Origin of the sequence: Pantoea sp. SM3640 (genome assembly GCF_015654165.1) — a bacterium.
GTDB classification, from domain to species: domain Bacteria; phylum Pseudomonadota; class Gammaproteobacteria; order Enterobacterales; family Enterobacteriaceae; genus Pantoea; species Pantoea vagans.
The window spans coordinates 3,801,094-3,820,369 of sequence record NZ_CP064872.1; the positions used below are offsets into that span (position 1 = coordinate 3,801,094).

Consider the following 19,276-nt stretch of genomic DNA (forward strand, 5'->3'; position numbering starts at 1 on the left):
CTTACTTTTTGTTATTGCACATCGGGAAGCCCATTGCCTCGCGAGAGGCGTAGTAAGCTTCAGCCACGGCTTTGGTCAGGGTACGAATGCGCAGAATATAGCGCTGACGCTCTGTTACCGAGATCGCTTTGCGCGCATCCAGCAGGTTAAAGCTGTGCGCCGCTTTCAGAATGCGTTCGTAGGCGGGCAGTGGCAGCGGTTTTTCCAGCGCCAGCAGATGCTGCGCCTCTTTCTCGTACTGCTCAAAGCAGGTAAAGAGGAAGTCGACGTCGGCGTATTCGAAGTTATAGGTGGATTGCTCCACTTCGTTCTGATGGAACACGTCGCCGTAGGTGGTTTTGCCCAGCGGGCCGTCGCTCCAGACCAGATCGTAAACGCTGTCGACGCCCTGGATGTACATCGCCAGACGCTCCAGGCCGTAGGTGATCTCACCGGTCACTGGCTTACACTCCAGGCCGCCAACCTGCTGGAAGTAGGTGAACTGCGTCACTTCCATGCCGTTGAGCCACACTTCCCAGCCGAGTCCCCAGGCACCCAGCGTCGGGTTTTCCCAGTTATCTTCCACAAAGCGAATGTCATGCACCGTCGGATCCATACCCAGCTCTTTCAGCGAGCCGAGATAGAGCTCCTGAATGTTGTCCGGTGACGGCTTAATGATCACCTGAAACTGGTAATAGTGCTGCAGACGGTTCGGGTTTTCACCGTAGCGGCCATCGGTAGGACGGCGGGATGGCTGCACGTAGGCGGCGGCGATCGGCTCCGGGCCGAGTGCACGCAGGCAGGTCATCGGGTGTGAAGTGCCAGCGCCCACTTCCATGTCCAGCGGTTGGACAATGGTGCAGCCCTGACGCGCCCAGTAATCCTGCAAGGTCAGGATCAGCCCCTGAAAGGTTTTGGTATCAAACTTTTGCATGTTAAGTGTGCACGCGCTTCGGTTAGATTAAAAAAAGAGGCCGACAGTATACCCTTTGACCGCGCGATGTGCAGCCGTAAATCCCGGACGGTTCCAGCGCGTTTTCACGGTAATTTCGGGGGCCGGCATACAGATGGCTCCGAATCCTGCTGGCAGCGGTTGTTGCTCTGGTCGCATTTGACTACCCTTTTGCGCACGGAGCTATGCGCAAGAGGACGCCATGCCGCAAAAGATTTACTGGATCGACAATTTACGCGCGGTTGCCTGCCTGATGGTGATCGTGATTCACACTACTACCTGGTATATCACTGGCCCGATGGCGGTAACGGGTACCACCTGGGATGTGGCGAATCTGCTGAACTCCGCATCACGCGTCTGTGTTCCGCTGTTCTTTATGATCTCCGGCTATCTGTTCTTCGGTGAACGCAGCGCCCAGCCGCGCCATATGCTCCGGCTGGTGCTCTGCCTGCTATTTTACAGCGCGGTCTCGCTGGCCTATATCACCTGGCTGACGCCGATCAGCGAAGGACGGTCGATCCTGAAGATGCTGCAGAAGCCGGTGTTTTATCACCTCTGGTTCTTCTTTGCGTTGATTGGCCTCTATCTGATGTCGCCGCTGATTCAGGTGAAAACCGTGCAGGCACGCTATGTGGCGCTGCTGGTGCTGGTGCTGGCGGTGCTCGCTAATCCGAATACGGCCAGCCAGTCGCTGGGCCCGTTTCATTTTCTGCCGGTGAATCTTTATGTCAGCGGGGACAGCATTTACTACCTGCTTTATGCGCTGCTGGGACGGGCGATCGGCACAATGGACACGACCCGGCGCGGCCTGACGCCGCTGGCGGCCGGGCTGTTTATCGCCTGCGTAATTGGCATTACGTTAGGGACGAAAAAGGCGCTGATCGTCAACGGAGCGTTTAACGATACCTGGTATCTCTACTGCGGACCGCTGGTGTTTATCGCGGCCATTAGCCTGCTGATTGTGTTTAAAAACAGCCTGAATCAGCGCACGCTGCCCGGTTTTACGGTGATTGCACGCTATTCACTGCCGATCTACGGCTTTCACGCGCTGTTCATTCACTATCTGCGTACGCATCACTACGATGATATGTCGCGTCCGTGGCTCGACCTGCCTTGGGTGTTCGGGCTGACGCTGGGCGGCAGTCTGCTGCTGGGGATGGCGCTGAAACGTGTCGATACCCGTCACTTCGTCAGTTGATCGGTTTCCCGCTGGCGGGCGCGTCGCAGCTGGCGCGCCGATGAAAATCCCGCCGCCAGCGCCGCTTTTTCGGCCGATTCCCCCTGCTGCTGACGCTGGCGCGCCACGCCAACTCGCAGCTGCTCATGGTATTCCCGCACGCTGATCCCCAGATGCTGACGAAACAGCCGCGCCAGATGGCGGCTGCTGACGTGGGTGCGCCCTGCCAGCTCGGTCAGCGTCCAGCCGTGTTCAGGATGGGCAATCATCAGATCCTGTGCCCGATGAATGGCCGGATGCATATGATTGCGGTAACGCAGCCAGGGTGAAAGCTGCGGATCGTCCCCGGCGCGGCGGAACCAGACCACCATTTCCCGCGCCACCGCCAGCGCGGTAGGCGTATCGCAGAGCTGCTTCACCAGATGCAGCGCCAGATCGATGCCCGCCGTGATGCCCGCGCTGGTCCAGATATTCTCATGCCCGACAAACACCCGATTCTCCTGCACCCGTGCGCGCGGGGCGGCTGCTTTCAGGCGGGCGATCACATCATGATGGGTGGTGCAGGGCACGTCATCCAGCATGCCTGCCTGCGCCGCCAGCAGTGCCCCCGAGCAGACGCAGACCAGCATAAAGGTCTGCGCGCGCAACGCGGCGTGCTGGCGCATCAGCCAGTCGCGTGCTTCTGCGGCTTGCTGTGTGGAATAACAGATCTGTGAGTCAAAGACGCCCGGCACCACCAGCAGGCTCCCGGCGGGCAACTGTTCCGGTAAAGGTTCGATGCCGCCAATAGTCATGCCGGTGGAGCAGACCACCTCCGGCTGCGGGCCGATGTAGCGCAGCGTAAAGCGATCGCCCGCCAGCTTCAGCGTCTCGGCAGGGCCGGTCAGATCCAGCGCCATGACACCGGGCAGAGTTAAAAACCAGACGGTATGCGTCATGCTGGCTCGCTACACCAGATCCCAGCCGCGGGCGCGCCACAACGCAGGCAGCTGCGCCATGTCGTCGAAGCGCGTCACCAGCGGATGGTCCAGTTCAGGGTTGTGCGGGTCAGCGCAGTAGTAGTAGACCGGAATGCCGGCGGCGATACCGGCGCGGGCACCCGCTTCGGAGTCATCCACCAGAATGCAGCGCTCAATCGGCACCTGCATCTGTTCCGCCGCGTGATACATCAGTTCCGGATCGGGCTTCCAGTGCAGAATGTCATAGCCGCTATAAAGGTGCTCCTCAAACAGCGGCAGCATGCCGGTTAAGCCCAGCGAGTGCTGCATCTTTTTTACCGTCCCGTTTGAGACCACGCACATCGGCACTTTGATCTGCTCAACCAGCGCTTTTGCGCCTGAGATCGGCTGCAGTTGCTGATCAAACAGTCGCGCGACTTCCGCGCGATAGGCAGTTTCCACCTCTTCCATCGGCAACGTCACCTGATGTGCATCACCCACGTCACGAATGATGTCGTAGAGTTTGACGCCCTTATACTTTTCAAACATCTGCTGCAGCGACAGCTCGAGATCATAACGGGCAAAGGTGTTGACGTAGGCCTGGGTGCAGAGCAACTCACTGTCCACCAGCGTGCCATCGCAATCAAAAAAGACGCATTCAACTGACATCAGACTCTATCCTTCGATTCAGGGGGGTGCTCCACACTCTACCGCACTCAGCGCAGATTGCGAGACTGGCAATCGGTTGCGAAAAATCATTGTATTGCCCCGGTAAAATCGCCAGGATACGCGCCGATGATTTTTTCTTCTGGATGGATGGCATGAGCAAGCAAGGCGTTTTGCAGCGCATCTTCAGGCTGCAGGAACATGGCACCACGGTGCGCACCGAAGTGATCGCGGGTATCACCACCTTTCTGACGATGGTCTATATCGTCTTCGTCAACCCGCAGATCCTCGGCGTCGCCGGCATGGATACCCAGGCGGTGTTTGTGACCACCTGTCTGATTGCCGCCTTCGGCAGCATTCTGATGGGGCTGTTTGCCAATCTACCGGTGGCGCTGGCCCCCGCAATGGGCCTGAACGCCTTCTTCGCTTTTGTGGTGGTCGGGGCGATGGGCTATTCGTGGCAGGTCGGTATGGGCGCGATCTTCTGGGGCGCGGTCGGCCTGCTGATCCTGACGCTGCTGCGGGTTCGCTACTGGATGATTGCCAATATCCCGCTGAGCCTGCGCGTTGGCATTACCGCCGGTATCGGTCTGTTTATCGCCATGATGGGGCTGAAGAACGCCGGTATTATCGTGCCGAATCCCGATACCCTGGTGGCGGTAGGCAACCTGACCTCGCACAGCGTGCTGCTGGGTGCGCTGGGCTTCTTTATTATCGCCATTCTGGCATCACGTAATATCCACGCGGCGGTGCTGATCTCAATGGTGATCACCACCGGTATTGGCTGGATGCTGGGCGACGTGAAGTTTGTTGGCCTGTTTTCAGCGCCGCCGTCGATTACGTCGGTAGTGGGTCAGGTTGATATCAAAGGCGCGTTTAACATTGGCATGGCAGGCGTGATTTTCTCGTTTATGCTGGTCAACCTGTTCGATTCGTCCGGCACGCTGATCGGCGTCACCGACAAAGCGGGACTGACCGATGAAACCGGCACCTTCCCGCGGATGCAGCAGGCGCTTTATGTCGACAGCATCAGTTCGGTGAGTGGCGCGCTGGCGGGCACCTCATCGGTGACCGCCTATATCGAGAGCACTTCGGGCGTGGCGATTGGTGGCCGTACCGGCCTGATGGCTGTGGTGACCGGCCTGCTGTTCCTGCTGGTGACCTTCCTGTCACCGCTGGCCGCGATGGTGCCCTCCTACGCTGCCGCGGGTGCGCTGATTTATGTGGGCGTGTTAATGACCGCCAGCCTGTCGCGCGTGCGCTGGGACGATCTGACCGAAGCGGTTCCGGCGTTTGTGACCGCCGCCATGATGCCCTTCAGCTTTTCCATCACCGAAGGGATTGCGCTGGGGTTCATTGCTTACTGTGTCATGAAGCTGGGTACCGGCCGCTGGCGTGAGATCAGCCCCTGCGTGGTGATTGTTGCGCTGCTGTTTGTGCTGAAGATTGTCTTTATCGACGCGCACTAAGCGCAGTCAGAGCCGCAACCCACCGGTTGCGGCTTTTTACATTTCAGGATGCAGATTGCGCTCGCTGGGCAGACTGGTCAGCCGCAGGGCATGAGGCCCGATGTTGGGCTTACCCATCTCAATTTCACGTAATGCACGCCATTCAAAGTCGTTATCCATCTCCCACAGGTACAGCCGCTGCGTCGCAGACGACAGCGCACACGACCAGACCAGCATGGGTTCCGCATCACACACCACCTGAATGTCGGGATAGAGTGACGATCGCAGCCGACCGGCACCCGGCAGCAGCCGCAGCGAATCCAGTCCCCGATCGCCTTCTCCCGTCAGCTTGAGAATGCTCTGGCGTAACGTCCAGATCTGCGTCACCGCTTCCATGGCATCCTGCTGGGCATTAATCCAGGCGATTTCGCCCGACGTTAATCCCTGAATCAGCTGCGCCTGCGTCTGACGGCTCCGCGCATGCACAATCTCCATATCCAGACCGGCACGTCCACCCTCTTCAGCCAGCAGTACACCCACCGTATTGCCCGCATAGGCAATGCTGAAATCGGGCAGATCGCTGTCAGCAAACACGGGACGTCCGTTGCTCTGGATAATCAGGCGTGGCAGCTCTTGAATACCATAAACGCGCAGCATCAGCTGTGCCAGCAGGGTTCGCGCGGCAAGGAAACGTCCACGGCGTTTGTCAGCGAACTGCTGTGCCGTGTCGGTAATCGCCTGGGGAATGCACATCTCTTTAGCCGGGAAGCCGGGATCGCCCGTCCAGCGTACAAAATGACCAGCCATCTGTCGCTCCGTGAAAATGGTCAGATAATCATCAGAAACATTGTAGGAATTTTCCTACCTTAATGCACTCAGCAACAGCACAGATTGGGTTAAATTCAGAATAGGATGATCAGGCAGCACAGGCTGGCAGGAATGGATCAGAGTTACGCGCCGCGAACCGAATCGCGACGCGGGCCGCATCAGGCGAAGCGGCTTGCCTGCTCAAAACTCAGACGCGGCAGGCGCGGATGCAGTTTTGATGCCTCACCGTAACCGAGGTTAATCAGCAGGTTAACCTGATACTGGCCGTCGGGGAAAAAGGCATCATTGACTTTGGCCGGATCGAAACCGGACATCGGACCGGCATCCAGACCCAGCGAACGGGCTGCCAGGATCAGGTAACCCGCCTGCAGGCTGCTGTTACGGAAAGCCGTCTCTTTCGCTGCTTCCGGGCTGCCGGTAAACCAGCTGCGCGCATCTGCATGCGGGAACAGCGCAGGCAGCTGCTCATAGAACTCACGGTCCCAGGCCACGATCACCGTAACCGGCGCGCTCATGGTTTTGTCCAGATTGCCGGACGAGAGGGCCGGTTTCAGCTTCTCTTTGCCTTCCGCTGAGGTGACGAAAACAAAACGCGCAGGCAAGCAGTTCGCCGAGGTCGGCCCCAGCGCCGTTAAGGTATAGAGCTGTTCCAGCAGGGCGTTATCGACCGGCTTATCCTGCCAGTAACTGTGGGTGCGGGCGTCATTAAACAGCGTATCCAGTGCGGCAGTGTCGAGCGGTGTACTCATGCAACTCTCCTTTTTCAGGCAAAAATTTCGCCTGACGGTGTTCACGTAGTGGGTTTGCGTGCGGCCCGACACGGCGGGATGAAGCGGGGTTCACTCACCGCGATCATAGCCGCACGTCAGATCGGCGCATCTACCGTTATACGACAACGCGGTGCCGCCGCAAAATAACATATCAGCAAGAATCAACGCAGAGGCGGGAATAACAGGGAAGGCAGCGAGACGGGAAATCAGGCCTGACAGCGCGATGCCGCCAGGCCCGGAAAGCTATTTACCAATACAGAAGCTGGAGAAGATACGGCCCAGCAGATCGTCAGATGTGAATTCACCGGTGATCTCGCTTAACGCCTGCTGAGCAACACGCAGCTCCTCCGCCAGTAACTCACCGGCCTGGGCACCGAGCAGTTGCGCTTTCCCCTGCTGTAAGTGTGTGGCCGCCAGCTCCAGCGCCTGCAGATGGCGACGACGCGCCAGGAAGCCACCTTCCATGTTGCCCGCGAAGCCCATGCTCTGCTTCAGGTGATCCCGCAGCGCATCGACGCCCTCGCTGGTGCGTGCCGACAGGCGAATCAGTGAGTGACCGTTTACTTCTGTCAGGCCCAGCGCTTCACCGGTAACATCCGCCTTGTTGCGCACCACGGTAATTGGCAGCTCCGGCGGCAGACGGGAGACAAAATCGGGCCAGATAGCCGCCGCTTCGGTGGCATCGGTGGTGGTGCCATCTACCATAAACAGCACGCGGTCAGCCTGTTCAATCTCCTGCCAGGCGCGCTCAATGCCGATGCGTTCGACTTCGTCGCTGGCCTCTCGCAGACCGGCGGTATCGATAATATGCAGCGGCATGCCATCTATATGAATATGTTCACGCAGGACGTCACGGGTGGTGCCCGCAATGTCCGTAACGATAGCGGCGTCATGGCCTGCCAGCGCATTCAGCAGGCTCGATTTGCCCGCATTAGGCCGGCCCGCAATCACCACCTTCATTCCTTCACGCAGCAGGCTGCCCTGACGCGCTTCGGCACGGACCGCATCCAGGTCCCCGATCACCGTATTCAGCTGTGCTTCAATTCGGCCGTCAGAGAGGAAATCGATCTCTTCATCCGGGAAGTCGATAGCCGCTTCGACATAGATGCGCAGGTGAGTGAGCGCTTCCACAAGATGATTGACGCGGGTGGAGAACGCGCCCTGCAGCGAGTTCACGGCCGAACGCGCCGCCTGCTCAGAGCTGGCATCGATCAGGTCGGCAATCGCTTCGGCCTGCGCCAGATCGAGCTTGTCGTTCAGAAACGCACGCTCAGAGAACTCACCCGGCTGAGCGATACGCACGCCCGGCAGCGCCACGATGCGCTTCAGCAGCAGATCGAGAATTACCGGGCCGCCGTGGCCCTGCAGCTCCAGCACATCTTCGCCGGTAAAGGAATTGGGGCCAGGAAACCACAGCGCAATGCCCTGATCCAGCACGCTGCCGTCGCTGTCAGTGAACGGCAGATAATCGGCGTATCGCGGCTTAGGCAGTTTACCCAGCAGCTGGCGGGCGACCTCTGCCGCCTGGGCACCGGAAACGCGCAGAATGCCGACGCCGCCGCGTCCGGGCGGTGTTGCCTGGGCAACAATGGTATCGCTGTGGCTCATAAATTTTCTCTCGCTACAAAAAACACAGGCGGTCGCTTTGACCGCCTGAGAATAGACTATTTTAGAGCGGGATGGCTCCCGCGCTGGATCGCTTACGCTTTCTTCTTGTCGCGGCTATGCAGACCACGTTTTTCCAGGCCGCGATAAATCAGCTGCTGCTGGAGAATGGTTACCAGGTTGCTGACGATGTAGTACAGCACCAGACCTGACGGGAACCACAGGAAGAACACGGTGAAGATCACCGGCATGTAAGTCATGATCTTCTGCTGCATCGGATCGGTCACGGTGGTCGGTGACATCTTCTGAATGAAGAACATGGTGATGCCCATCAGAATCGGCAGGATGTAGTACGGGTCCTGCGCTGACAGGTCATGGATCCACAGAATGAATGGCGCATGACGCAGTTCAACTGAGCCTGACAGCATATAGTAGAGCGCCAGGAAGATTGGCATCTGAATCACCAGCGGCAGACAGCCACCCAGCGGATTCACTTTCTCTGCTTTATACAGCGCCATCATTTCCTGGCTCTGCTTCTGCTTGTCATCACCCAGACGCTCACGCATCGCCTGAATCTTCGGCTGCAGCATGCGCATCTTAGCCATCGAGGTGTACTGCGCTTTGGTCAGCGGGTACATGATGCCGCGCACGATGAAGGTGATCACGATAATGGAGAAGCCCCAGTTACCGATGAAGCTGTGGATAAATTTCAACAGCTTGAACAGCGGCTGAGAGATAAACCACAACCAGCCGTAATCCACGGTCAGATCAAGGTGCGGCGCAATCGCGGCCATCTTGTCCTGAATTTCCGGGCCGACCCACAGCGTTGCACCCAGATTCTGCTGAGCGCCTGCAGCGATGGTGACCGGTGCAGATTTATAGCCAATCGCTGCCACGCCGTTACCCAGGTTGCTGGTGTAAAGGGTGTTGGTGCCTTCAGTACGCGGAACCCATGCAGTCGCAAAGTACTGCTGCAGCATCGCCACCCAGCCATTGCTGGTGGTTGCGTTCAGGTTCTCGTTGTCCGCGATGGTGTCGAATTTATACTTCTCATATTTCGACTCGCTGGTGGAGTAGGCCGCGCCACGGAAGGTGTGCAGAGCAAAGTTGTTGCTGCCGGTATCGCGATGCTTAGGCAGATCAATCGTCTGCTTCAGCTGGCCAAACAGTGACACTTCCAGCGGCTGCTGAGTGGTGTTGTTGACATGATAATCGACATTAACGGCATATTCGCCACGCTTGAAGATGAAGGTTTTGGTGTAAACCACGCCATTTTCAGCGGTATAGGTCATCGGCACACGCAGTTCGGACTGGCCATCAGCCATCTCGAAGTGATCCTGCGCAGTGGTGAACAGCGGACGCGCACCGTTGTTCGGGTTATCCGGACCATTACGACCGGTTAAACCACTCTGAGCCTGATAAAGGAACGCTGGCGTTGTTTCAAGCAGCTGGAACGGCTGGTCTGAACCCAGTTTGTCCGGGAAAGTCAGCAGCTGTGCCTGTTCAACATCACCGCCGCGGGTGTTGATATTCAATGACAGGACATCAGTCTTAACGGTGATCGTCTGGCCCTGACCGCTGGCCGGTACACCCTGACTGGCGGTATCACCCGCTACGCTGTTGGTGCCCTGTGTGGTCTGCGTCTGCTGTGGCTGCGGAGCGTGGTCCGTCTGCCAGGCTTGCCAGATCATAAAGGTCACGAACAGAAAAGCGATGAGAAAGAGATTGCGTTGCGAATCCATCGTTAATGTTCTCTGGTATCAAAGGTTTTTGGCGGCACAGGATCGTCACCACCCGGGTTCAAAGGGTGGCATTTTAATACGCGTTTTAATGTCAACCAACTGCCTTTTATCAGGCCGAACCTGCGTAACGCCTCAATTCCGTAATGAGAGCAGGTCGGGTGAAACCGACAGTGTGGTCCCAGTAATGGACTGATACCGCGTTGATAGACGCGTATCAGGACGATCAGGAGCCGCGCGCCAGGCGACAGTGACGACGCCATAATTTCTCCAACGCTTCCGCCAGCATACGGTTATCCAGATCGGCAACCCCCTTCTTCGCGACCACCACGAAGTCCATCGACGGCAGTTCATGTTGACGCAGACGAAAGCTTTCGCGGGTCAATCGCTTGATCCGGTTGCGTTCATGAGCGCGTTTCACATGTTTTTTAGCGACGGTGAGACCGATGCGGGGATGCCCCAGCGCGTTAAGGCGGCCGAGAATAGTAATTTGCGGCGTGCCAGCCCGTTGTGGCTGCTGGAAGACGAAAGTGAAATGAGTGGGAGTTAACAAACGTAACTCCCTGGGAAATGCGAGCTTACCCATCAGGGCTTGCTTTATTACTTAGAAACGGTCAGACGAGAACGGCCTTTAGCACGACGACGTGCCAGAACCTGACGACCATTTTTTGTTGCCATACGAGCACGGAAACCGTGTGAACGGTTGCGCTTCAGTACGGACGGTTGAAAAGTGCGTTTCATGGCGGTTTCTACCTAAACTTGAAAATTTTCACTGGATGACGCGTTTCGGGCCAGTAAATCGACCTACGCCTCAATGTGTCTTTAATAAAGAGGCGGGATTGTAATAATTGTACAGTCCCGAGTCAATTTACTTCGCGTGTTGTCGTGCCTGAAAACCCGCATACAGCCCGCTGAGACCCGACGTTGCGCCTTACAGCATAATGTCGGGTGAAGGATTATACGGGCTCCGTTCCAAAGCGCAAGGATCGTACGGGATCTTATTGCGATCGGCTTGCCGGATCCTGGGGATAAAATGAGATGTCGCCCGAAAATTTAGCGCATTGCGCCAGATCCCTGCTGGTTTTTCCCGCAACTGGCGTAAACTTCTTTGCGCGTCTCCGGCCTGTGGATAAAAAGGATCAAAACTGTGTAGAAAGGGAAGATCTCTGTCTCGCTTTGCGCTATGATCCGCCCTTCCGCTGACGATCCTCCGGTGATTGCAGGACGGGAAACCGCTGATAGCGGTCGCAGGCGCTTTCTTAGCGTCTGTGTCAAAAATGAACGTTTCTTAGAGTAACGCCTACTATTCTTTTCGAATTTGTACGAGTGGAGTCCGCCGTGTCACTTACGCTTTGGCAACAGTGTCTTGCCCGTTTGCAGGATGAGCTTCCTGCCACCGAATTCAGCATGTGGATCCGTCCACTGCAGGCTGAGTTAAACGACAATACGCTTGCCTTGTATGCTCCAAATCGCTTCGTACTCGACTGGGTCCGGGACAAATACCTTAACAGTATCAATGCACTGCTGAATGAATTCTGTGGTCCGAACGTGCCTGCGCTGCGTTTTGAAGTGGGTACGCGCCCGGTTCAGCAGCCAGCGGCAGCGGTCAGCCAGCCGGTGATGGCCAGCGTCAGCGCGCCCGTCATGCCCGTGCAGAGTCACATCCGTCCGGCCCCAACGCAGATCCTGCGTCCCAGCTGGGATAATGTCCCGGCACCGGCCGACGTCACCTATCGCTCGAATGTGAATAACCGTCATAACTTCGATAACTTTGTCGAGGGTAAATCCAACCAGCTGGCGCGCGCGGCGGCACGTCAGGTGGCGGATAATCCAGGCGGCGCTTACAACCCGCTGTTTCTGTATGGCGGCACCGGTCTCGGTAAAACGCACCTGCTGCACGCCGTAGGCAACGGCATCATTGCCCGTAAACCCAATGCAAAAGTGGTTTACATGCACTCCGAGCGCTTTGTGCAGGATATGGTTAAAGCGCTGCAGAACAACGCGATTGAAGAGTTCAAACGCTATTACCGTTCTGTCGATGCGCTGCTGATCGATGACATTCAGTTCTTTGCGAATAAAGAGCGGTCGCAGGAAGAGTTCTTCCACACCTTTAATGCCTTATTAGAAGGCAATCAGCAGATCATCCTCACCTCGGATCGCTATCCAAAAGAGATCAATGGGGTGGAGGATCGTCTTAAGTCACGTTTCGGCTGGGGTTTAACGGTGGCGATCGAGCCGCCTGAGCTGGAAACGCGCGTGGCAATCCTGATGAAAAAAGCAGATGAGAACGACATCCGTCTGCCGGGTGAAGTCGCCTTCTTTATTGCCAAGCGTTTACGCTCTAACGTGCGTGAACTGGAAGGCGCGCTGAATCGCGTGATCGCCAATGCCAACTTTACCGGCCGGGCGATAACCATCGACTTCGTGCGCGAAGCGCTGCGCGATCTGCTGGCGCTGCAGGAAAAGCTGGTCACCATCGATAATATTCAGAAGACCGTGGCTGAGTACTACAAGATTAAGGTGGCGGATCTGCTCTCCAAGCGCCGTTCGCGCTCGGTAGCGCGTCCGCGCCAGATGGCGATGGCGATGGCAAAAGAGTTGACGAACCACAGCTTGCCAGAAATTGGCGATGCTTTCGGGGGTCGCGACCACACAACGGTGCTTCATGCCTGCCGCAAGATTGAGCAGCTGCGTGAAGAGAGCCATGATATCAAAGAAGATTTCTCTAATCTCATCAGAACATTATCTTCCTGACGCTATGAAATTTATTGTTGAACGTGAGCAGCTGCTGAAGCCGCTGCAGCAAGTAAGTGGCCCGCTGGGCGGTCGTCCGACACTGCCGATCCTTGGAAACCTGCTGCTGCAGGTAACGGAAGGATCGCTGTTACTGACCGGTACCGATCTGGAAATGGAGATGGTCGCGCGCGTAGCGCTGACGCAGGCGCATGAGCCTGGCTCCACCACCGTGCCAGCGCGCAAATTCCTCGATATCTGTCGCGGATTGCCCGATGGCGCAGAAATTACGCTGGCGCTGGAAGGCGATCGCATGCTGGTTCGCTCTGGCCGCAGCCGTTTTTCGCTGTCGACCCTGCCCGCCAGTGACTTCCCGAATCTGGACGACTGGCAGAGTGAAGTTGAATTCACCCTGCCGCAGGCAACGCTGAAACGGTTGATCGAAGCAACGCAGTTCTCGATGGCGCATCAGGATGTGCGTTACTACCTCAACGGCATGATGTTTGAAACCGAAGGGGAAGAGCTGCGCACCGTGGCCACTGATGGTCACCGTCTGGCCGTTTGCTCTATGCCGATTGGTCAGGCGCTGCCGAGTCATTCGGTAATTGTGCCACGTAAAGGCGTGATTGAGCTGCTGCGTCTGCTTGATGGCGGCGAGAATCCGCTGCAGGTTCAGATTGGCGGCAGCAACATCCGGGCGCATGTCGGTGACTATATCTTCACCTCTAAGCTGGTTGATGGTCGTTTCCCCGATTATCGCCGCGTATTGCCGAAGAATCCCGACAAAGCGCTGGAAGCCGGCTGCGATCTGCTCAAACAGGCGTTTGCCCGTGCGGCGATCCTCTCGAATGAGAAGTTCCGCGGCGTTCGCCTCTATATCACTGAAAATCAGCTGAAGATCACCGCTAATAACCCTGAACAGGAAGAAGCGGAAGAGATGCTGGACGTCAGCTACAACGGCACCGAGCTGGAGATTGGCTTCAACGTCAGTTATGTGCTGGATGTGCTGAACGCGCTGAAGTGCGAAAACGTCCGCCTGCTGCTGACGGATTCGGTGTCGAGCGTGCAGATTGAAGATGTAGCAAGTCCCGCAGCGGCCTACGTCGTGATGCCCATGCGCTTGTAGGTGTTACATATCGTCCTGGTGACGGCGATATCGGGCAAACCTGCTTCGCCGTCAACGCACTGGATTGTGTTATTAGGCAAACCCATTTCATCCCGACTATTGCCCTTCACGCTGGATTGATTCATGGCTTTAACCCGCCTTCTTATCAAAGATTTTCGTAATATCGAGCAGGCTGACCTGCAGCTGGCACCCGGCTTTAATTTCCTGGTGGGCGTCAACGGCAGCGGCAAAACCAGCGTTTTAGAGGCGATCCATACGCTGGGGCATGGCCGCTCGTTTCGCAGCCTGCAGGCGGGCCGCGTGATCCGTCACGACGAGGCAGCGTTCGTACTGCACGGACGACTGGAAAGCAAAGAGCGGGAAATCTCCGTCGGGCTGACCAAAAACCGGGCCGGTGACAGCAAAGTGCGCATTGACGGCAGCGATGGTCACAAGGTCGCGGAGCTGGCGCAGCTGCTGCCGATGCAGTTAATTACGCCGGAAGGCTTTAGTTTGTTGAATGGCGGCCCCAAATACCGCAGAGCCTATGTGGACTGGGGCTGTTTCCATAACACGCCGGGCTTCTTTAACGCCTGGAACAACATGCGCCGCCTGCTTAAGCAGCGAAACGCGGCGCTGCGCCAGGTTTCACGTTACAGCCAGATTCGTCCCTGGGATCAGGAGCTGGTTCCGCTGGCGGAACAGATCAGCCAGTGGCGGGCGGAATACAGTGCGGCGATTTCAGCGGAGATCACTGCCACCTGCGCCCAGTTTCTGCCGGAGTTTGAGCTGCGCTTTTCCTTCCAGCGTGGCTGGGACAAAGAGAGCGACTACGCCGAACTGCTGGAACGTAATTTTGAGCGCGATCGCGCACTGACCTATACCGCCAGCGGCCCCCATAAAGCCGATTTTCGTATTCGCGCTGAAGGGACGCCGGTCGAAGATTTACTCTCACGCGGGCAGTTGAAACTGCTGATGTGTGCATTGCGTCTGGCACAGGGCGAGTTCCTGACAAGCCAGAGCGGACGCCGCTGTATTTACCTCATTGATGACTTTGCTTCTGAGCTGGATGAAAGCCGTCGGCGCCTGCTGGCGGACCGGTTAAAAGCCACTCAGGCTCAGGTGTTTGTCAGCGCCATTTCTGCCGGACATGTAATCGACATGACCGACGAAAAGGGCAAGATGTTCCGCGTGGAACAGGGTAAAATAGCGGTTCAACCTGAAGATTAAAATGAGCGAGAAACGTTGATGTCGAATTCTTATGACTCCTCAAGTATTAAAGTCCTGAAAGGACTTGATGCGGTACGCAAACGCCCGGGCATGTATATCGGCGATACCGATGACGGTACCGGTCTGCATCACATGGTATTCGAGGTCGTGGATAACGCAATCGACGAAGCGCTCGCTGGTCACTGTAGTGACATCGTAGTCACTATCCATGCGGATAACTCCGTCTCGGTGCAGGATGATGGACGCGGTATTCCAACCGGTATTCACGAAGAAGAGGGCGTTTCCGCCGCTGAAGTGATCATGACCGTGCTGCATGCGGGCGGTAAGTTCGACGATAACTCCTATAAAGTCTCCGGCGGCCTGCACGGCGTGGGCGTCTCTGTCGTTAACGCCCTGTCGCAGAAGCTGGAGCTGACCATTCGTCGCGAAGGCAAAGTCCATCAGCAGATTTACGTCCACGGCGTACCTGAGGCACCGCTGGCGGTCACTGGTGATACCGACATCACCGGTACCCGCGTGCGTTTCTGGCCAAGCTATGAAACCTTTACCAACGTGCGCGATTTCGAGTATGAGATTCTGGCAAAACGCCTGCGCGAACTGTCGTTCCTGAACTCGGGCGTGTCGATTCGCCTGGAAGACAAGCGTGATGGCAAAACCGACCACTTCCATTACGAAGGCGGTATCAAGGCGTTTGTTGAGTACCTCAACAAAAACAAAACTCCGATTCACCCTACCGTGTTCTATTTCTCTACCGAGAAAGATGGCATTGGCGTGGAAGTGGCGCTGCAGTGGAACGACGGCTTCCAGGAAAATATTTACTGCTTTACCAACAACATCCCGCAGCGCGATGGCGGTACGCACCTTGCCGGTTTCCGCGCAGCGATGACGCGTACCCTGAATGCCTACATGGATAAAGAGGGTTACAGCAAGAAAGCCAAAGTCAGCGCCACCGGTGATGATGCGCGTGAAGGCCTGATCGCCGTGGTTTCGGTAAAAGTGCCGGATCCAAAATTCTCCTCACAGACCAAAGACAAACTGGTCTCGTCAGAGGTGAAATCGGCGGTTGAGCAGCAGATGAATGAACTGCTGGCAGAATACCTGCTGGAAAACCCGTCAGACGCCAAAATCGTCGTGGGCAAAATTATCGATGCCGCACGTGCCCGTGAAGCAGCACGCCGCGCCCGTGAAATGACCCGCCGTAAAGGCGCGCTGGATCTGGCTGGTCTGCCAGGCAAACTGGCGGATTGTCAGGAGCGTGATCCGGCGCTCTCTGAAATCTACCTGGTGGAGGGTGACTCCGCAGGCGGCTCGGCCAAACAGGGCCGTAACCGTAAAAACCAGGCGATTCTGCCACTGAAAGGTAAGATCCTTAACGTTGAGAAAGCGCGTTTCGACAAAATGCTTGCCTCGCAGGAAGTGGCCACGCTGATCACCGCACTGGGTTGCGGTATTGGTCGCGATGAGTACAACCCGGACAAGCTGCGCTATCACAGCATCATCATCATGACCGATGCCGATGTCGATGGTTCACACATCCGAACCCTGCTGCTGACCTTCTTCTATCGTCAGATGCCTGAAATCATTGAGCGCGGCCACGTCTATATCGCCCAGCCGCCGCTCTACAAAGTGAAGAAAGGCAAGCAGGAGCAGTACATCAAAGATGACGAGGCGATGGACCAATACCAGATCGCTATCGCCCTTGATGGTGCAACGCTGCACACCAATGCCAGCGCGCCTGCGCTGGGCGGTGAGCCGCTGGAGACGCTGGTCTCTGACTTCAACAGCACCCAGAAGATGATCAAGCGTATGGAACGCCGTTATCCGATGGCCATGCTGCGTGCGATGATTTATCACGACACGCTGAGCGACCTGAGCAACGAAGCAGAGGTCACTACCTGGCTGAACGGCCTGGTGAGCTATCTGACGGAGCGTGAAGCGCACGGCAGTACTTATCTGGCACAGGTGCGTGAAAACCGCGAACTGAACCTGTTCGAGCCGGTGCTGCGCGTCCGTACCCACGGTGTGGATACCGACTATCCACTGGAAGCTGAGTTTGTTCAGGGACCTGAGTACCGCAAAATCTGTGCTCTGGGTGGCAAACTGCGTGGTCTGCTGGAAGAAGATGCTTACATTGAACGTGGTGAGCGTCGTCAGCCGGTGGCAAGCTTCGAACAGGCGATTGAGTGGCTGGTGAAAGAGTCGCGTCGTGGCCTGTCGGTCCAGCGCTATAAAGGTCTGGGCGAGATGAACCCGGATCAGCTGTGGGAAACCACCATGGATCCAGACAGCCGTCGTATGCTGCGCGTCACTATTAAAGATGCGATCGGTGCTGACCAGCTGTTCACGACCCTGATGGGCGATGCGGTCGAGCCGCGCCGCGCCTTCATCGAAGAGAATGCGCTGAAAGCGGCCAATATCGATATTTAACAGATAGCGGACATAACAGGCCATCACTGAGGTGATGGCCTTTTTTTTGTGCCGTATGGGCGAAAACCCGGCGAGGCGGGTCCTGCTGCCCGCATGCTGCGACCCCGATCACGTTTTAACCCGGTCAGCTCCCTTACTCTTGCCTCTCTTTGCGCTATTCCGGCGCACTCATTTTTACAGGGAGTTACACCATGATTGTTTGCGATCGTCACGACTGGGACAGAGAACGTCACGCCTTTCATCCGGTCATCGATCAGGCGATAAGCTGGATTGCGGAAACCGATTTCAGCCAGCTGGACACCGGCAAATATGAGATTTTGCCTGACAACAAAATGTTCTGTCTGGTGCAGGAGATGATGACCGAACCCGCCAGCGCGCGTCGTGCAGAGTCCCACTTAAACTACATCGATATTCAGTATCTGCTGGCAGGCACCGAGAATATTGGTGTGGCCCGCGCCCATCCCGATCAGCACATCACCGAAGATTTCGCCCAGGAGCGTGACGTCGTTTTTTATCAGAAAATATTAAATGAGTCAGTGATTACGCTGCTGCCCGACATGTTCGCGCTGTTTTTCCCGCACGATATTCATCGCCCCTGCTGCGCGCCAGGCGAACCCGCAACTATCCGAAAAGCCGTGATTAAAATCCACCGCGATCTCTTTACCGCCTGACCCTGGCGGTTTCCTGGCCATTCCCGCCTGCCAGGAAACTAGTCAATGTGCGCTGAATCGCGCTAGCATTGAACAAAACCCAGACGCTACGAGGACTCTATGGCTATTAAATTGATCGCTATCGACATGGATGGCACCCTGCTCAATCCGCAACATGAGATCACGCCGGGGGTGAAATCCGCCCTGGATCGTGCCCGTAAGCAGGGCGTGTCGATTGTGCTGACCACGGGTCGGCCGTTTGTAGGTATCCAGCGCTATCTGATGGAGCTGGATATGCAGGCGCCCGGCCAGTACGCGATCAGCAACAACGGTGCGCTGGTTCATCAGGCGGCAGATGGTGAGTGTGTGGCAGAAGTGACGCTGACCTTTGACGATTACCTCTACATTGAGAATCTGGCACGTGAGCTTGGCGTCCATTTCCAGGCGTTCGACAAATCTCATCTCTACACGCCGAACAAAGACATCAGTGAATACACCATCCATGAAGCGAGCCTGACCGGCATTCCGGTGCGCTATCGCGCGGTGGAAGAGATGGATCGCGCTATGCGCTTCCCGAAACTGATGATGATCGATCGGCCCGCCCTGCTCGACGCGGCGATTGCCCGCCTGCCCGAGCATGCTCAGCAGACTTACACCATCCTGAAAAGTGCGCCGTATTACCTCGAAATCCTCGATCGCCGGGTGAACAAAGGCCAGGGCGTCAGAATGCTGGCGGAGAAGCTCGGCCTGAAGCAGGAAGAAGTGATGGCGATTGGCGATCAGGAGAATGACCTGGCGATGATTGAATATGCTGGCACGGGTGTCGCCATGGGTAATGCCATTGATTCTGTTAAGAAAATCGCGCAGTTTATCACTAAAACCAATATGGAAGATGGCGTCGCTCATGCCATTGAAGAGTTAGTGCTGTAACGGCCCTGTTCTCTGCCGGGCCGCAGCGGCCCGGCTCCCTTACCCCGCCAAAAAAGCTGCACCGCAAAACGGAATCGCGTAATTTGTCGGGCAACGCTT

The 19,276-nt window shown here is 56.7% G+C and carries 18 protein-coding genes; 8 read left to right on the plus strand and 10 right to left on the minus strand.

What is annotated here, in order from left to right; translation table 11 throughout:
- Position 1: 1 nt before the first annotated feature.
- Complete coding sequence (gene glyQ / locus IV493_RS17565) at positions 2–913, minus strand: glycine--tRNA ligase subunit alpha (protein WP_003849680.1); 912 nt, start codon at positions 911–913, stop codon at positions 2–4.
- 220 nt (positions 914–1,133) lie between these two features.
- Here glyQ and IV493_RS17570 point away from each other — a divergent pair, with 220 nt between their 5' ends.
- Positions 1,134–2,129: an acyltransferase gene (locus IV493_RS17570; protein WP_013359613.1), complete on the plus strand. Its 996-nt coding sequence runs from the start codon at positions 1,134–1,136 to the stop codon at positions 2,127–2,129.
- On the opposite strand, the gene IV493_RS17575 is transcribed toward IV493_RS17570, so the two are convergent.
- Both IV493_RS17575 and yieH read right to left on the minus strand, forming a co-directional pair.
- Positions 2,114–3,046, minus strand: a complete 933-nt coding sequence (locus IV493_RS17575; RefSeq protein WP_095706431.1) for a GlxA family transcriptional regulator — start codon at positions 3,044–3,046, stop codon at positions 2,114–2,116. The two genes, IV493_RS17570 and IV493_RS17575, sit on opposite strands and share 16 nt — an antisense overlap.
- A 9-nt stretch (positions 3,047–3,055) precedes the next feature.
- Entirely contained in the window at positions 3,056–3,715 is a 660-nt protein-coding gene (gene yieH / locus IV493_RS17580; protein ID WP_195857520.1) for a 6-phosphogluconate phosphatase, read from the minus strand.
- 152 nt (positions 3,716–3,867) lie between these two features.
- On the opposite strand from yieH, the gene IV493_RS17585 reads away from it, so the two are divergent.
- Positions 3,868–5,181 carry an NCS2 family permease gene (locus IV493_RS17585; RefSeq protein ID WP_033734757.1) on the plus strand — a complete coding sequence of 438 codons (1,314 nt, stop codon included), beginning with the start codon at positions 3,868–3,870 and terminating at the stop codon, positions 5,179–5,181.
- A gap of 36 nt (positions 5,182–5,217) precedes the next feature.
- Here IV493_RS17585 and IV493_RS17590 read toward each other — a convergent pair whose 3' ends face one another.
- From IV493_RS17590 to rpmH, 7 genes are all read right to left on the minus strand, one after another.
- On the minus strand, positions 5,218–5,967 hold the full coding sequence (locus IV493_RS17590) for a 4'-phosphopantetheinyl transferase superfamily protein (RefSeq protein ID WP_013359609.1): 750 nt from the start codon (positions 5,965–5,967) through the stop codon (positions 5,218–5,220).
- A gap of 179 nt (positions 5,968–6,146) precedes the next feature.
- Positions 6,147–6,737: a malonic semialdehyde reductase gene (locus IV493_RS17595; protein WP_033784376.1), complete on the minus strand. Its 591-nt coding sequence runs from the start codon at positions 6,735–6,737 to the stop codon at positions 6,147–6,149.
- Positions 6,738–7,001: 264 nt separating this feature from the next.
- Positions 7,002–8,366, minus strand: coding sequence for a tRNA uridine-5-carboxymethylaminomethyl(34) synthesis GTPase MnmE (gene mnmE / locus IV493_RS17600; RefSeq protein ID WP_195857521.1), 1,365 nt, complete (start codon positions 8,364–8,366; stop codon positions 7,002–7,004).
- A 92-nt stretch (positions 8,367–8,458) separates the two neighbouring features.
- Positions 8,459–10,105 carry a membrane protein insertase YidC gene (gene yidC, locus IV493_RS17605; protein WP_013359606.1) on the minus strand — a complete coding sequence of 549 codons (1,647 nt, stop codon included), beginning with the start codon at positions 10,103–10,105 and terminating at the stop codon, positions 8,459–8,461.
- Positions 10,106–10,107: 2 nt separating this feature from the next.
- Positions 10,108–10,365, minus strand: coding sequence for a membrane protein insertion efficiency factor YidD (yidD, locus tag IV493_RS17610; protein WP_008926397.1), 258 nt, complete (start codon positions 10,363–10,365; stop codon positions 10,108–10,110).
- Positions 10,329–10,688, minus strand: a complete 360-nt coding sequence (gene rnpA / locus IV493_RS17615) for a ribonuclease P protein component (protein ID WP_008926396.1) — start codon at positions 10,686–10,688, stop codon at positions 10,329–10,331. Before rnpA ends, yidD begins: the two co-directional genes overlap by 37 nt.
- Before the next feature lie 14 nt (positions 10,689–10,702).
- Positions 10,703–10,843, minus strand: a complete 141-nt coding sequence (gene rpmH / locus IV493_RS17620; protein ID WP_003849659.1) for a 50S ribosomal protein L34 — start codon at positions 10,841–10,843, stop codon at positions 10,703–10,705.
- 597 nt (positions 10,844–11,440) lie between these two features.
- Between rpmH and dnaA the strand changes: the two genes are divergently transcribed.
- From dnaA to yidA, 6 genes are all read left to right on the plus strand, one after another.
- A complete protein-coding gene (gene dnaA, locus IV493_RS17625; RefSeq protein ID WP_013359605.1) occupies positions 11,441–12,856 on the plus strand; it encodes a chromosomal replication initiator protein DnaA in 1,416 nt (471 codons plus the stop codon).
- A gap of 4 nt (positions 12,857–12,860) precedes the next feature.
- Complete coding sequence (dnaN, locus tag IV493_RS17630; protein ID WP_033734661.1) at positions 12,861–13,961, plus strand: DNA polymerase III subunit beta; 1,101 nt, start codon at positions 12,861–12,863, stop codon at positions 13,959–13,961.
- A 123-nt stretch (positions 13,962–14,084) separates the two neighbouring features.
- Positions 14,085–15,170 (plus strand): DNA replication/repair protein RecF, encoded by a 1,086-nt coding sequence (recF, locus tag IV493_RS17635; RefSeq protein ID WP_013359603.1) that lies wholly within the window; start codon positions 14,085–14,087, stop codon positions 15,168–15,170.
- Between the two features lie 18 nt (positions 15,171–15,188).
- Positions 15,189–17,597 (plus strand): DNA topoisomerase (ATP-hydrolyzing) subunit B, encoded by a 2,409-nt coding sequence (gyrB, locus tag IV493_RS17640; protein ID WP_013359602.1) that lies wholly within the window; start codon positions 15,189–15,191, stop codon positions 17,595–17,597.
- A 191-nt stretch (positions 17,598–17,788) separates the two neighbouring features.
- Positions 17,789–18,268 carry a YhcH/YjgK/YiaL family protein gene (locus tag IV493_RS17645; protein ID WP_195857522.1) on the plus strand — a complete coding sequence of 160 codons (480 nt, stop codon included), beginning with the start codon at positions 17,789–17,791 and terminating at the stop codon, positions 18,266–18,268.
- Positions 18,269–18,367: 99 nt separating this feature from the next.
- The gene (yidA, locus tag IV493_RS17650) at positions 18,368–19,177 is read left to right on the plus strand and encodes a sugar-phosphatase (protein ID WP_033784374.1); all 810 of its coding nucleotides are present in this window, start codon (positions 18,368–18,370) and stop codon (positions 19,175–19,177) included.
- Positions 19,178–19,276: the final 99 nt, after the last annotated feature.

Excerpts from the sequence above, each read along its gene's own strand:
- IV493_RS17575 (WP_095706431.1), bottom strand. The coding sequence starts at position 3,046 with ATGACGCATACCGTCTGGTTTTTAACTCTGCCCGGTGTCATGGCGCTG.
- recF (WP_013359603.1), top strand. The coding sequence starts at position 14,085 with ATGGCTTTAACCCGCCTTCTTATCAAAGATTTTCGTAATATCGAGCAG.
- IV493_RS17595 (WP_033784376.1), bottom strand. The coding sequence starts at position 6,737 with ATGAGTACACCGCTCGACACTGCCGCACTGGATACGCTGTTTAATGAC.
- rpmH (WP_003849659.1), bottom strand. The coding sequence starts at position 10,843 with ATGAAACGCACTTTTCAACCGTCCGTACTGAAGCGCAACCGTTCACAC.
- IV493_RS17645 (WP_195857522.1), top strand. The coding sequence starts at position 17,789 with ATGATTGTTTGCGATCGTCACGACTGGGACAGAGAACGTCACGCCTTT.
- IV493_RS17570 (WP_013359613.1), top strand. The coding sequence starts at position 1,134 with ATGCCGCAAAAGATTTACTGGATCGACAATTTACGCGCGGTTGCCTGC.
- IV493_RS17585 (WP_033734757.1), top strand. The coding sequence starts at position 3,868 with ATGAGCAAGCAAGGCGTTTTGCAGCGCATCTTCAGGCTGCAGGAACAT.
- IV493_RS17590 (WP_013359609.1), bottom strand. The coding sequence starts at position 5,967 with ATGGCTGGTCATTTTGTACGCTGGACGGGCGATCCCGGCTTCCCGGCT.
- yidC (WP_013359606.1), bottom strand. The coding sequence starts at position 10,105 with ATGGATTCGCAACGCAATCTCTTTCTCATCGCTTTTCTGTTCGTGACC.
- mnmE (WP_195857521.1), bottom strand. The coding sequence starts at position 8,366 with ATGAGCCACAGCGATACCATTGTTGCCCAGGCAACACCGCCCGGACGC.
- yidD (WP_008926397.1), bottom strand. The coding sequence starts at position 10,365 with ATGGCGTCGTCACTGTCGCCTGGCGCGCGGCTCCTGATCGTCCTGATA.
- rnpA (WP_008926396.1), bottom strand. The coding sequence starts at position 10,688 with ATGGGTAAGCTCGCATTTCCCAGGGAGTTACGTTTGTTAACTCCCACT.
- glyQ (WP_003849680.1), bottom strand. The coding sequence starts at position 913 with ATGCAAAAGTTTGATACCAAAACCTTTCAGGGGCTGATCCTGACCTTG.
- dnaN (WP_033734661.1), top strand. The coding sequence starts at position 12,861 with ATGAAATTTATTGTTGAACGTGAGCAGCTGCTGAAGCCGCTGCAGCAA.
- gyrB (WP_013359602.1), top strand. The coding sequence starts at position 15,189 with ATGTCGAATTCTTATGACTCCTCAAGTATTAAAGTCCTGAAAGGACTT.
- yidA (WP_033784374.1), top strand. The coding sequence starts at position 18,368 with ATGGCTATTAAATTGATCGCTATCGACATGGATGGCACCCTGCTCAAT.
- yieH (WP_195857520.1), bottom strand. The coding sequence starts at position 3,715 with ATGTCAGTTGAATGCGTCTTTTTTGATTGCGATGGCACGCTGGTGGAC.